This is a genomic window from Bacilli bacterium (assembly GCA_035326105.1).
Taxonomy (GTDB): domain Bacteria; phylum Bacillota_I; class Bacilli_A; order RFN20; family CAG-826; genus UBA7706.
The window spans coordinates 359188-373295 of the sequence record DAOKYO010000002.1 but is presented as its reverse complement, the minus strand read 5'-3'; the positions used below and the strand labels follow the sequence as shown (position 1 = coordinate 373295).

Below are 14108 nucleotides of genomic sequence, written 5' to 3'. Positions count from 1 at the left end.
TTTGGAGGAAATAATCGATGAAAAAAATTCCTTTGCGGCGATGTCTAGCCACGGGCGAGCAATTGCCCAAAAAAGATTTGCTTCGGATTGTTAAAACTCCAACCGGGGAGATTAAGATTGACCCGACGGGTAAATTGAATGGGCGTGGAGCTTATTTGAAAATCAGTCTTGAAGCCCTGCAGATGGCGAAAAAAAAGAAAGCTTTTGAGAAGGCTTTTGAAATGATGATACCCGAGGAAATATATGGCGATATTGAAAACTACATCCGCAATCGAAAATGAGTTTAGAGGAGTGCTGGGAATCGCGTTTCGCGGTCGTAAACTGGTCCTCGGATATGAAAATATCACCCATACTCTTCCCAGCAAGATAAAGGGCCTAATCGTAACGGAAGATCTGAGTGAAAAACCAAAACGGCATTTAGAAAAAATTGCCGCCGAACAAGGAATATCGCTTATTGTTTTTCCTTCGTTGACTGATTTAGGACACGCCTTTGGCGTCAAACGGGTAGGGGCTTTAGCCGTTACCGACCGCGGATTAGCGGACAAGATTGAAAAATTATTGAAAGAAGGTGACCAATATGGCAGATAAGAAGAGAAAATATGAGGACTTTTCCCGCAAAAACGAGGGAAATCAAAGCAACTTGACAGGAAAAAGAATTTCCAATCTTCCATCTAAAGGAGTGAAAGGAAAAAAAGAAGGACCAAAGGTTAACAATGGTGTTTTTACCTATGCCGGTTCATTGACTGTCAGCCAATTGGCCGATCAACTGAAAATCAGTCCTGCGGATATTATTAAATATCTTTTTATGCAAGGAAAAATGGTAACAATTAATGCCTCCCTCGATGATGAGTTAATCGGTGAGGTGTGCCTGGAATACGGTTATGACTTTAAAAAAGAGAAAATTGTTGAGGCGGAAAATTTTGAAGAATTAGAGATTGAAGACGATGAAAAAGATTTGAAAGAGCGGCCTCCGGTCGTGACAATTATGGGTCACGTCGACCACGGAAAAACCACATTAATTGATACGATTCGGAACTCCAACATTGCCGCAGGGGAAGTTGGAGCCATTACCCAAGCCATCGGTGCTTATCAAAAAGAATATAATGGTAAAAAAATTACCTTCATCGATACTCCCGGACATGAGGCTTTTACTGCCATGCGTTCGCGGGGAGCAAGTGTGACCGATATCGTGGTTTTAGTCGTAGCCGCCGATGACGGCGTTATGCCTCAGACCCGTGAGGCTATTGACCACGCTAAAGCGGCCAACGTACAGATGATTGTGGCGGTGAACAAAATTGATGTTCCTGGAGCCAACCCGCAACATGTAAAAGACCAACTGATGGCGCTTAACATCATTCCTGAGGAATATGGCGGAGATACGATTTTTTGCGAAATCAGCGCTAAGAAAAACATTGGAATAGATAACCTGCTTGAAAACATTCTTCTTAAATCGGAGATGCTTGAATTGAGAGCTAATCCTAAAAGGTATGCGCTCGGAACCGTACTTGAAGCTAAACTCGACCGCGGCGAGGGTCCGAAAGCGACCTTGCTTGTCCAAAACGGAACGCTGAAGAGCAGCGACTACGTCGTAGTGGGAACGATTTATGGCAAAGTTCGCCGTATGACTAATGAATATAAGAAAACCTTGAAAGTGGCCCCGCCGAGTACGCCGGTATCGATTATTGGATTATCGGATGTTCCTTCAGCCGGTGATTCCTTCATGGCTTTTCCAACTGAAAAAGAGGCTAAGGATATCGCTTCTAAGCGCGCTCAAGCGAAGAATGAACGTGAAATGCGCTCTTCATCCGGAATGTCGCTTGACGATCTATATAACCGCATTCATGAGGGTGAAGTTCAAAATATCAATGTTATTATTAAAGCGGATGTCGCCGGCAGTGCGGAGGCGGTCGCCGAAAGCCTTCGTAAATTAAAGGTTGACGGTGTTAACATCAATATCATTCGCTCATCTGCGGGAGCTATTACCGAAAGTGATATTCTTTTGGCCAGTGCCTCAAACGCGATTATTTACGGCTTTAATGTTCGTCCTAATGCCAATGTTCGGGCTAAAGCCGACGAGGAAAAAGTGGAAATTCGCACTCACCGTATCATCTATGCTTTAATCGAAGAAATTGAAGCGGCGATGAAAGGGTTATTGAAGCCGACACTGGTTGAATCAGTCTCGGGTCAAGCGGAAGTAAGACAAATCTGGAAGGTGTCGAAAGTGGGCACTATCGCCGGATGTATGGTCACCAGCGGAACTTTGACGAGAGGTCAAAAATGCCGCATTCTCCGCGATGGCGTGATTGTCTATGAAGGCGAAATTCAATCGATGAAGCATGGCAAAGAGGACGCGAAGGAAACCCGCACGAACTTTGAATGCGGATTAACGATTACCAACTTCAATGATATCCATGAAGGCGATCTGATTGAAGGCTACGAAATGGTCGAGAAGGCCGGTAAGTAATTATGGCCAATCGCGAACAACGAATTAAGGGTTTGATTGAAAAGAACGTTTCCGAGATTATTCGTTTTGAAATGAAAGATCCGGGATTGGGTTTCGTTACCGTCACGGATGCGGAAGTAAGCAACGATTTCTCATATGCTAAAATATTTGTCAGTTTTATGGGCAGCGATAATAAGGAAGAACAACTGGCGCGGCTGAACAAGGCCAAAGGTTTTATTCGGACCGGACTAGCCAAACGGCTAGATATCCGTAAAACACCGGAGTTGACCTTTGTCTATGATGACACCCTTGATAAGGCTATGCATCTTGAAGAGTTGCTAAAAAAAGTAGAAAAGAAATAATAAAAAACTAGGCTTAAACCATTTATTGACTAAACTTGAAACAGACGTTTAGGGAAAATGGCAAGGCCTAGTTTTTTTGTCAGATTAACGGCAGATAAGTTTCTAGAAAGGACTGAGCGAACGGAAAGTAGTACTTGACCGTTTCTTCGCTATTAATTTCGATTACCGGATGGCCCTCATCGTCCTCGCCGGAAATATAATCGCTCGCCTTCAGGGTTATGGTATCGAGGGCACTTAAGCCGGCGCCATACTTAATTGCACTCATCCGGGCAGTGGTGAAGTAGGTGGAAGAAAAAACAACATTTCCCTCATTATCTTTTGCAATTGCATCATTATTGCTGACAAACATATCCTCGATGATGGGAGAAATATCATTTTCCGCCAAATGGTCGGTGCCATCGGGAACAATGTATTGCAGGGTGGGGACATAACCGGTGTTATAACCAAAAAGAGTGTTTTTCGCGTCGCTTAGTCCATAGGTATCTTTCACTTCTTGCCAATGGGGCTTGTCATAAACACCATCAACAAGACGAAAGCCTTCGGCATAGGTTTCAACGACGTAGATTTTTTTGGCAATATCCTGTTTGCTCATATAGTTTTCAAGGAAAAGCTTATCGAGCAATCCGCAATCCGGACAGCCTTTTAAACTGTAGTAAACGATAAACGGATCCGTTCCTTGAAGCATGGTATCAAAGGTCTCCTTATCAATGTAATATTGACGCGGAAGGATAATTGAGGCGTCCATCCATTCTTCAAACGCACTATAAATCTTAAACATTTCATTGCTTGAGGAGTAAGCGGCCTTCTTTTTTAAAACCCCATTTTCATAAATGCCAATAATTGGCGTGTCTTTTATTTCCGAACTGGTTAATAAGCCGCCGAATCCGGAGGTTACCGATTTGGATTCGATGGCGTAAACGGGAATATGGTAATTGGATATATACTTATTTAAAACCTTGGTTTCAAAATCAGTCCAGCATCCGCATCCCTGAAGATAAATGACGAGTAAAAAATCTTCCTGATCGGCGATACTGCTTTCGATTTGGCTATTAGTCCGCGGGAGATACTCTGCATAAGACATATCCCCAAATCCAAAAACCGCCTTGGTGTTTGATGAGGAGTTGCCACAACCGGTCAAGAGTAAAAATGGAAACAAGAGCCAAGGCGATAATTTTCTATTCATAACGATTCTCCTTTGAGGTTATAAAGTAAAATAATCGTCAATCTACGACTTTAGTAGATTGAGTGTAATTAAGCGATGGTTTTTGGTAAGAAAGCAAAAACATTTTTTAATTATCAAATTTCACTTTTATCACATTTATATTATATAGAAAAAACAAATAAAACATAGTCCGAATATTCGATGGAAAAACATATGAAAAATCGCAGCGAAAAAACAGCCGGTTTTTGACGCATTTTTTCATGGTGAAAACAAATAATTTTTTACGTATATTTTTTTGATGCCAAAAACAAAAAAAACGTTGATGAAGCCACTTTTTTTTGAATTTTACTTTTTTGAAATAGCGTCGAGTAATCCGCTAGGGATTTTCCAAAGAAATTTCGCTTGCATTTTGCATGGTTTTACCATATATTTTTCTCGTGCATTTTATTCTTGCGTTTTTCTAAAAATGCGCGCCGAAAATTATGGAGAAAAAAATACCTTAGAAGCGAGGAAGCAACATGGAAAAAAAGGATGTAATTATTGAACTGACGGGAGTCAGCAAAGTTTATGATGGTACGACCGTCGTCGATAATTTTAATCTTTATGTGAATAAAGGCGAGTTTATTACTTTTCTTGGCCCTTCGGGCTGTGGCAAAACGACGACATTACGGATGATCGCCGGTTTTGAGATGCCAACCAGCGGCAAAATCACGCTTAACGGGGTGGATATTACTAATCTTCCTCCCTACAAGCGTCCGATTAATACCGTTTTCCAAAGATACGCGCTTTTTCCTCATTTAGATGTTTATGACAATATTGCTTTTGGCTTGAAATTACGGAAAGTAAATATAACCAACGATGACGGAACGACCTCTTTCCGCAAATACAGTGAAGATGAGATTGATGACAAGGTGACTCGGGTCTTAAAACTGGTCGATCTCGAAGAATTTGAAGATCGGGATGTGACGACTCTTTCCGGAGGTCAACAACAACGGGTAGCCATTGCTCGGGCCATCGTCAACGAACCGGAAATTTTACTTTTGGACGAACCTCTGGGGGCATTGGACTTAAAAATGCGCAAGGATATGCAGCTTGAATTAAAGGCAATGCATGAAAAACTGGGGATTACATTTATCTACGTAACGCACGATCAGGAAGAGGCATTGACTATGTCGGACACAATCGTGGTTATGCGCGATGGCAAGATTCAACAAATTGGCACGCCGATTGATATCTATAATGAGCCTAAAAACGCTTATGTTGCCGACTTTATCGGTGAGAGTAACATTTATAACGGGACGATGATCGGCTCGAAAATAGTCCGCTTTATTGGGGCTAACCATCAATGTGTCGATGAGTTTCCGCTTAATGAAAAGGTCGATGTCGTGGTTCGGCCGGAAGATGTCAAAATCGGAAAGCCGGGTGAGGGCAATGCCGATGGCATTATCGACACCAAGATATTTAAAGGAATTCACTACGAATACGTGGTGATGGTTGGAAAAAATGAAGTGGTCGTTCAATCGACGGAAGACTATCCGTTAAAGGCCAAAGTCTCCCTTACCATCGAACCGGAAGGAATTCATATCATGGCTAAGGAACTCGTGGCCAACGTTTATACGGATGCTTGGATTAACGGCCATAACCAGGTGATGATTGACGATGCTCCGTTTGAGTGTGATGTCGCCCAATTGGTTAATAATGGCAAAATCGATGATGATGGTAATGTGTATACGACCGGTGCCAAAGCTAAGAAGTACAACTTCAATGATGCGGATGTAATCGCGGAAGTGCCATTTGACGCAATTGAAATTTTTGATAATGAAGAAGATGGAATTGTCGCTGGAGAAATTATTCAGTCTATCTATAAGGGCGATCACTATCAAGTCATTATTCGGACAAAAGATGAAGAAGATTTTGTCGCCGATACGCCTTATACGTGGAATCCGCAAGATCGCGTCAGTGTTAAAATTGATCCCCGGGCCGTCAAAATTAAAATTAAGGGGGACTTAGGAAAATATGAAATTTAGGTTTCAAAGGAAGTTCTTATCGATTCCTTACGTCCTATTTTTAATTCTCTTCGTAGTTCTTCCGATTTTATTGATTATCTACTATGCATTTAGCGATAAGAACGGAATGATTTCCTTTGCCAATGCGGTTAACTTTTTCAGTAATCCCGACAAGCTTGAAGTCCTCTTCATATCGCTTATCTTCGGGCTGATGAATACGGTGTTCTGCCTTTTAATCGGCTACCCGTTAGCCATGTTGCTGGCCAATAGAAAATTCAACAAGAACGTCGTCATCGTCATGATGTTCATCATGCCGATGTGGATAAACTTTGTAATTCGTACATGGGCGACACGGGATGTTCTGTCCTGGCTTGGAATCGGGGGCGGAAAGTATCCGGAAATGGCCACGATTATCGGCCTTGTCTATAATTATCTACCATTTGCTCTTCTTCCCTTGTATACCACGATGTTAAAGATGGATAAGAGTCAAATCGAAGCCTCCTATGATCTGGGAGCCAATCCTCGGCAAACTTTTTTTCGGGTCATTATTCCGATGACGACCCCCGGTATTGCCAGCGCGATTACAATGGTGTTTATGCCGACGATATCGAGTTACGTCATTGCCGATATTCTCAGTGAAAATAAAGTCACTCTATTCGGTAAGTATATTCAGATTTATTTCAACAATGCGAACTATAACGATGGCAGTTTTCTCGCTTTGATTATGCTGCTTTTGATTGTGGTTTCCTCGATTATTTCGAAGAAGATCTCGAAAGGTGATAACGAAGGAGGACAGGCATCAATATGGTAAACTTTTTCAAAACCGAAAAATTTAAAATTTTCCTCGGCCGCTTCTATATTTTCCTTATTCTTGCCATCATGTACACGCCGGTTTTTGTCCTAATTGCCTTCAGCTTTACCAATTCAAGCAACGTGGGAGTTTGGAATGGGTTTACCTTTGAATTATATGGAAAACTATTTCGCAATCGCACGATAATGAATGCCGTGGGCAATACCTTGCTTTTGGGGGTATCAACCGGAATTGTCGCAACAATTCTCGGCACACTGGGAGCGATCGGCACCTATTATAGTAAAAGTCGGGTCCGGAAATTTGTGGAGGGGATGACGCAGATTCCGGTTATCAATGCGGAAATTGTCATGGCCTTATCGCTGGTAATTCTAATCATCGTCTTAATCGGAAATGCCTTTAACTTCCTGACACTTCTTCTTGGCCATGTCGTATTAACGGTCGCCTTTGTCTATCTAGCGGTGCGGCCTCGGTTGGTGAAGATGGATCCGAGCATTTATGAGGCGGCGCTGGATCTGGGCGCCACGCCGACCTATGCGTTATTTCACATCATCATTCCGGAAATTTTCCCCGGGATCGTTTCGGGATTTATGCTTGCCTTTACTCTTTCTCTAGATGACTACATCGTTACGGCATTTTTACGAAACAACAGTTTTGATACCCTATCGACCTATGTCGAAGGAGTTATCGCCAAAGCCAACATTCCTCCAGAATTAAGAGCGCTAACGACTCTGATATTCATATTTGCCTTGTTGATTCTATCCTTGAATAACCTGCGGGCGAGCAGAGAAGCAAAAACCGCCCAATTCCGGCATAAAGGAGGCCGAATCCATGATTAAACGTAATTCTGTCTTTTCCCTTATGATGGTAGCCTTAAGCGCTGCCTTGGCCTTGGGAACCAATTCAATAGCAAAGCCGGCGGTGGCCTTAAAAGCCGCGACTAAAACACTGCGCATCTATAACTGGGAAGACTATATGTATGAACCCGAAGATGGCGATACCGAGTCGCCGGCTTCGCTAGTTGATCAGTTTAAAGACTACTATGCCGCTTCCCATCCCGGTGAATCGGTCGACGTAGTTTACGATACTTTTTCTACCAACGAAGAAATGTACAATATTATTTCGCTTGGCAAGGCCCAATATGACTTAATTGCCCCAAGTGATTATATGATTCAGCGCATGATTCGGGAGAACATGCTCGAGAAGTATACCTACACGAATGACGAATACACCGATATACCCAATTATTCCGACTATGGATCCCCGTATCTTTTGGATATTTTTAAGGATGCCGGTTGGTCAGAATATGCGGTCGGTTATATGTGGGGAACTTTAGGATTAATCTATAACCCCGCGGGTGTTGACGTTTCGCTGGATATTAAAAGCGATATGCAATATTGGAATTCCCTTTGGAACAGTGACTATAAGAACAAGATTTCGATTAAAGACAGCATGCGAGATACTTACTTTGTCGGCATAACCCGCGTCTATAAAGATGAACTTGAGACCCTTGCTAGCGAATTTAAGGATGGAACCATCACCAAAAATGAATATAATGCGAGCATTACTGAAATTTTCAATCGAGCGGATGATGAGACAATTGCCAAAGTGGGTGAAGCCTTAACTGAGTTAAAGAACAATATCTATGGACTTGAAGTCGATAGCGGCAAAAACGATATCGTCACCGGAAAGATTGCCATCAATACGGCTTGGTCGGGCGATGCGGTCTATTCGATGAATACAGCCGAGGAAGAAAATAACGTCGAGCTTTATTATTCGATACCGGAAGAGGGAGCGAATATTTGGTTTGATGGTTGGGTGATGCCTAAGGGGGCGGATACGGATTTGGCGCAGGAGTTTTTGAATTTCATTTCCGCGCCCGATAAAGCGGCCCTCAACATGGAATGGATCGGCTACACGCCATTTATTGCGGGGGATGAAATATTAAGTTTAGTACACGATTGGTATGATGCCGCTGATGGTGACGCAAGCGCGGTTGACGTCGACTTAAGCTACTTCTTCGACGGCACGATTACCGATTCGGAATTGTCGACAACCATTCGTTCTGATAAGGTCAATCGGCAACTTACCGCCCAATATCCGAGTGAGGACGAAATTGCCCGCTGCGCGGTTATGAAAGATTTTGGCGCCGCTAACGATAAGGTCATTGAAATGTGGGCAAATTTTAAAGCCACCAAGATTTCGACCTTAGTTTATGTTGCCGTCGGCGTCGTTCTTGTCGGCGGTGTCGGTGCTGGGGTGTTCTTTGCTCAAAAGAAGAAGAAGAGCAAGCGCCACAGCCGGAAAAAGTCAGGCAAGTAATTGAAAACGAACACCTACGGGTGTTCTTTTCTTTTACATTATTCGCTATAATATCGGAGGCAAAGGAGATGGATTTATATGAAAGTAGCTTATATAGGTGCGGGGCCGATGGCTCTTTTTAGCGCGCATTATCTTTTAAATGACAATGCGGACATCCAAGTTCATATCTATGAGAAAACAGCGAAAATAGGCCGGAAGATATATTCTTCGGGCAATGGTCGCGGCAACATTTCAAATATGAATGTTGGCCCGCAAAAATACAATCATCCCGATTTTGTTTCCGGTGCCCTCCGCTTTACACCCGCCGACTTCATCAACTATCTTCAGCAGAATGGAATACTGACGATGACGGACGACGAAGGAAGAGTTTATCCCTATGGGGAAGCGGCGGCGATTATTGGCGATTGGCTGCGCGATGATCTATTGGCCAAAAAAGTTATTTTTCACTTGGACACTGAAGTGATTAGTGTTAACCCCTATAAGAGTGGTTATCAAATAAATAACGATGAATATTTCGATGTTGTCGTCTTTGCAACAGGTTCTCGGGCAGGTATACCTTTAAATCAAGTCAGTCGCGGTATGGCGGAGATACTGAGGGCTTTAAAACTAAAAACGGTGGAATTGATTCCCACGCTTGCCAGCATCGGCATTAAATCAAACTTAAATCCTATCGACGGCCGTCGGTTAAAGGCCAATGTAAGTCTTTTTGTCGATCAAAAGCTCGCATTTGGGACCAAAGGCGAGGTTCTGTTCCGAACCAATGCTCTTTCCGGCATCGCAATTTTCGAATGTTCAAGCATTCTTACGTGGATACGGCGAGACAAAATCAGCAACGCCTATATTGAGTTGGATTTACTTCCGGATTTAGACATAGACGAATTGACTTCTTTTATAAGTCAGGCCAAGAAAAGAGCCGGGACTGAATACTTACGAGGGTTGTTTCATCCCGATGTTGCCCATTTTTTAACTCGCCATATTGTTTTAAAACCCGCCAGTAAAGATATAGCTTATCAGCTAAAGCATTGGCAACTTATGGTTGATCTCGGCTATGTTGCCGAAAATAATCAAGTCTTTTCAGGCGGACTTGCCATCGACGAAATAGATGCCAACACTCTCCAGTTAAAACGTTTTCCTCATCTTTATGCAGGCGGAGAGATGGTGGATGTCGATGGACTGTGCGGCGGCTATAATCTTCATTGGGCCTGGGCGAGCGGCGTTTTAATTGCTAAAAGCATCGGTAGTCTTTAATTAAGACAAATAAGGGCCGGCTTTGCGATAAATCATTCTCCTGTCCTTATCATATAAAATGCATAATATCACAATTTATGGTATAACTTTTGCGAGGTAAAAATCATGAAAAGTGAATCAATGTTAGAACTTATCGGCAATACGCCGATGGTGGCATATCGTCATAATGACCAATTATTATGGCTTAAGTTAGAAATGTTTAATCCCACGGGGTCGGTTAAAGTGCGTCCAGCTTTCTTTATGCTTAAACAAGCAAAAGAAAAAGGTCTTCTTCATCATCAGTCCCAGATCGTGGAGGCAACCAGTGGCAATATGGGTATTGCCTTAGCTTTTGTGGCGGCTCAATTTGGTTATAAATTTACGGCGGTCATGCCGGAGACGATGAGCGAAGAAAGACGAGCATTAATTAGAGCGTACGGCGCAAATATTGTTCTTACGGCAGGAAGTGAAGGAATGAAAGGGGCGATTCAAGAGGCGGAACGGATGGGAAGCGAAGATGCCGATATCTTTATTCCCCATCAATTTGATAACGGAGCGAATGCTAACTCCCATTATCAGACCACTGGACCCGAGATTTATCGCGATAGCGAAGGTAAAGTTGAAGCTTTTATTGCCGGAATCGGTAGTGGCGGAACCATCACCGGCGTCGGGCGTTATCTGAAAGAAAAGAATTCTAATATCAAAATTATTGGTTTGGAACCGGAAAATTCACCGGTTCTAACGGCCAATCATGCCGGTAAGCACCGAATTCAAGGTATCGGAGCTGGATTTGTGCCTTCAATTCTCGATCGCTCAATTATCGATGAAGTATTGACAGTAAAGGATGAAGAAGCCATTGATGCAGCCCGGTTACTGGCTAAGGAGCAGGGTATTTTTGTGGGCATTTCGAGCGGAGCCGCTTTTAGCGGGGCTCTGCGTTATCTGGCCGCCCACCCCGAGATTAAAGAGGCGGTTACCATTCTTCCGGATACGGGTGAGCGTTATCTCTCTTTGGCCATTTTTTAAATTATGGAAAATATAAAAATTCAACACGATCAATTTTATTGCTTGCCTAAGCAAGAACAGGTCAAGAAACTGGTTTCTTTATTAAAGGAATATTTTTTTCCGGGTTTTTTTGCTCCGCTTTCAAATCCCAGTCCGACCGATGAGATAATATCTTTGCTCACGCATGTCATCACCTGTGCTTCCCACGTCAAGGGAGAAGAGATTGATGCCTCGAGCATCGCCCGACTTTTTGTCGAAGCGTTTCCGCGATTGAATGAACTTTTAAAAGAGGATATTAAAGCCACTTTTGATGGTGATCCCGCCGCTGCCGACGAAAAGGAAATAATTCTTTCTTATCCGGGCTTCTTCGCCACGTTTGTGTATCGGATGGCGCATGAGTTATATCGTCTGCAGGTACCTTATCTTCCCCGTATGCTAGCAGAATACGCCCATGGAAATACGGGAATCGACATCAATCCCGGAGCGACGATAGGCAGTTCATTTATGATTGATCATGGAACAGGAATAGTCATCGGAGAAACGGCGATTATCGGCAATCATGTTCGTTTATATCAAGGGGTTACATTGGGGGCGCTATCGCTTGGAAGAGGTCAGGCCTTAAAGGGTACCAAAAGACACCCGACCATCGGTGATTATGTTGTTATTTATGCCAATGCTTCAATCTTAGGTGGGGATACAATCATCGGTGAGCATTGCACCATCGGCGCAAATGTATATTTGACTAGTTCAGTGCCTAGTTACCATCGCGTTCATCTAACAAGAATGGAACAGGAAATTGAACCGAAACGGAAATTATAATCCGCCGGAGGTTTTACCATAGAAGAAGAGGTTGAGAAAGCCTGACGCTATGAGCAAAACATGAACGACGATATATGTGATAAAAGCCCATAAATAGATGGTGTTTGTCAAGAAGAAGAAGGAGAATACGGTCGTTAAAATAAAACTATTTATCAAATTTCCAATGCCGTTTTTGGCTTGAAGAAAATTTATTATAGAGAAGATGAGGTGAACTGATAACAGTACAAGATAGGAACTGAAAAGATAGTTGATTGCGGGTGAAAAAGGCCATTCGCTGACAAATATATATTGGTATCCGGTATAGGTCGTGTGTAAAATGACACCTTCCCCATTGCCGTCAAGCACGGAATAATTGTTTTGCATCAGCGGAAAAATAAATAGAATTAGCATCGCAATATCAAGAATAATGTTAGCGATGTTCGGCAAATTTTCTTTGGTAAATAAACGTTTCATAATCATTTCCTTCGTTTTATTATAACCGAGTGGTATCTACATTTAAACCGTAGAAAAAACAACTAAAAGGCTTTTTCCCTTTCCTTGGTGTTTTCTATTGCGGTAAAAGATAAAATTGGCTATACTAATTACCGCGACGATAATGGTTCCTTAGCCAAGTGGTAAGGCAATTGACTGCAACTCAATGAGCGTCGGTTCAACTCCGTCAGGAACCTCCAGAGTGAAATGTAAAACTCGCTTGAAAGCGAGTTTTTTTGTTTTATAAATAGATATTATATTCTGTTGTTTGAATAATCGTAAGATTACTATAGGGGCAATTTTAGACCAATTATTTTAGGAGTTATCCTTTTAAAAAATGCATGGTAATAAATAATGTGGTACCACTTCCTTTGAAAAAGGGCAATTTGCTGGCTAACTTAATTACGACTGTTGACGAATCAATACTAATATAATTATAAAAAAACGGCTTTAAATGGTGTTTATTTACCCAACTTGAGTTCATAAATCAGTAAGTGATATAATAAATACAAAGAACATAAAGTAAAAAATTTTATACACAGTAGTGCTTATGTGTTAGGAATTGATGTTGTGAATTTGATTACAGTCTAAAATTTATATTCTATAAATAGAGAAAGAGGGGACATATGCATCAATATAGCAATAATAACGAAAACATTTATTTGCGAGACGCTAAGCAGGAAGATATCGAGGGGAAATTATCAGAAGCATTAAATATTTCGCCGGATGATTCTTCCAAGTTGTTAAACGCCATAGCCGCCCTAAAACCATCATCAAAATGTTATTCAGAAAAAAACACACATTCAGGTTTTAAAGAAGGTACGTCGCGTCTTGTTGTGATGCTTGGAAAGTATTCTATAAACATTAATAAAATAGCTTCTATATGTCTAGCTTTTCTTTTAGGAATTTCCCCGCTTGCGGTGGTGGCATCAGCAATTAAAAATTATCATGAACTCAAGAAAGCAATTTATGAACTCAGTAATACAGAGAGAATGGTTTACATTTTTTTAAAAGAATTCAGTAATAATGGTGAAATAGAGTTAGAAACACACAATATCTACGATTGTCTTCTCAATAATAAAAAAGATGATCTAAGTGTTTTTAAAAGTGAAGAGGAAGTTTTTGGTACGATTGATCAGTTAGCAAAAAAAGACTTGGTGGAAATAAAAACTAGAACAGTAATGGTAAAATGCTAATCAAATTGATTGTGTTCCTAATATAGAAAATGCGTTTAAGCAAAAAGGCCTTGTCAGATAGAAACTATTCCCTCCGATTTGCCGAATATTTTTTCAAAGTATAGTGGAGATAATTAAAAGGGATGAAAAATCTTATAGCCATAAATTATGCATAATTATAAACTTCTTTCACCATATTTTTTCAATCGGCAACTTTTATGTTCATAGTGCATAAATGACAATTAAATAGATACTCAACTTTCAGCATAAGTAGACGCTTTAATAGGATAAAAATAATTTACAAAAAA

The 14108-nt window shown here is 41.6% G+C and carries 14 protein-coding genes and 1 tRNA gene; 13 read left to right on the top strand and 2 right to left on the bottom strand.

The features are described from left to right. Positions 1–17: 17 nt before the first annotated feature. Genes PKC96_06125 through rbfA form a run of 4 tightly spaced genes read left to right on the top strand, consistent with a single transcriptional unit; the run spans position 18 to position 2805 of the window. Positions 18–281: a YlxR family protein gene (locus tag PKC96_06125; protein ID HMM00891.1), complete on the top strand. Its 264-nt coding sequence runs from the start codon at positions 18–20 to the stop codon at positions 279–281. Beyond that, entirely contained in the window at positions 244–588 is a 345-nt protein-coding gene (locus tag PKC96_06120; protein HMM00890.1) for a ribosomal L7Ae/L30e/S12e/Gadd45 family protein, read from the top strand. The genes PKC96_06125 and PKC96_06120 overlap by 38 nt, the downstream gene beginning before the upstream one ends. Further along, positions 578–2464 (top strand): translation initiation factor IF-2, encoded by a 1887-nt coding sequence (infB, locus tag PKC96_06115; protein HMM00889.1) that lies wholly within the window; start codon positions 578–580, stop codon positions 2462–2464. The genes PKC96_06120 and infB overlap by 11 nt, the downstream gene beginning before the upstream one ends. 2 nt (positions 2465–2466) lie before the next feature. After that, the gene (gene rbfA / locus PKC96_06110) at positions 2467–2805 is read left to right on the top strand and encodes a 30S ribosome-binding factor RbfA (protein ID HMM00888.1); all 339 of its coding nucleotides are present in this window, start codon (positions 2467–2469) and stop codon (positions 2803–2805) included. A gap of 79 nt (positions 2806–2884) precedes the next feature. On the opposite strand, the gene PKC96_06105 is transcribed toward rbfA, so the two are convergent. Further along, positions 2885–3988, bottom strand: a complete 1104-nt coding sequence (locus PKC96_06105; protein ID HMM00887.1) for a hypothetical protein — start codon at positions 3986–3988, stop codon at positions 2885–2887. 497 nt (positions 3989–4485) lie between these two features. Between PKC96_06105 and PKC96_06100 the strand changes: the two genes are divergently transcribed. The 7 genes from PKC96_06100 (at position 4486) to PKC96_06070 (ending at position 12154) form a co-directional block, all read left to right on the top strand. Beyond that, positions 4486–5994: an ABC transporter ATP-binding protein gene (locus tag PKC96_06100; protein ID HMM00886.1), complete on the top strand. Its 1509-nt coding sequence runs from the start codon at positions 4486–4488 to the stop codon at positions 5992–5994. Beyond that, positions 5984–6784 carry an ABC transporter permease gene (locus tag PKC96_06095; protein HMM00885.1) on the top strand — a complete coding sequence of 267 codons (801 nt, stop codon included), beginning with the start codon at positions 5984–5986 and terminating at the stop codon, positions 6782–6784. Before PKC96_06100 ends, PKC96_06095 begins: the two co-directional genes overlap by 11 nt. Next, on the top strand, positions 6778–7620 hold the full coding sequence (locus tag PKC96_06090; protein HMM00884.1) for an ABC transporter permease: 843 nt from the start codon (positions 6778–6780) through the stop codon (positions 7618–7620). Before PKC96_06095 ends, PKC96_06090 begins: the two co-directional genes overlap by 7 nt. Further along, complete coding sequence (locus PKC96_06085) at positions 7613–9103, top strand: extracellular solute-binding protein (protein HMM00883.1); 1491 nt, start codon at positions 7613–7615, stop codon at positions 9101–9103. Before PKC96_06090 ends, PKC96_06085 begins: the two co-directional genes overlap by 8 nt. 78 nt (positions 9104–9181) lie before the next feature. Then, positions 9182–10351 (top strand): aminoacetone oxidase family FAD-binding enzyme, encoded by a 1170-nt coding sequence (locus tag PKC96_06080; GenBank protein ID HMM00882.1) that lies wholly within the window; start codon positions 9182–9184, stop codon positions 10349–10351. 105 nt (positions 10352–10456) lie between these two features. After that, a complete protein-coding gene (gene cysK, locus PKC96_06075; protein ID HMM00881.1) occupies positions 10457–11356 on the top strand; it encodes a cysteine synthase A in 900 nt (299 codons plus the stop codon). A gap of 3 nt (positions 11357–11359) precedes the next feature. Beyond that, positions 11360–12154 (top strand): serine O-acetyltransferase, encoded by a 795-nt coding sequence (locus tag PKC96_06070; protein HMM00880.1) that lies wholly within the window; start codon positions 11360–11362, stop codon positions 12152–12154. On the opposite strand, the gene PKC96_06065 is transcribed toward PKC96_06070, so the two are convergent. Then, the gene (locus PKC96_06065; protein HMM00879.1) at positions 12149–12607 is read right to left on the bottom strand and encodes a hypothetical protein; all 459 of its coding nucleotides are present in this window, start codon (positions 12605–12607) and stop codon (positions 12149–12151) included. The two genes, PKC96_06070 and PKC96_06065, sit on opposite strands and share 6 nt — an antisense overlap. Before the next feature lie 144 nt (positions 12608–12751). Between PKC96_06065 and PKC96_06060 the strand changes: the two genes are divergently transcribed. Continuing rightward, positions 12752–12825, top strand: a tRNA-Cys gene (locus PKC96_06060). Positions 12826–13251: 426 nt separating this feature from the next. After that, positions 13252–13821, top strand: a complete 570-nt coding sequence (locus tag PKC96_06055; GenBank protein ID HMM00878.1) for a hypothetical protein — start codon at positions 13252–13254, stop codon at positions 13819–13821. Positions 13822–14108 lie beyond the last annotated feature (287 nt).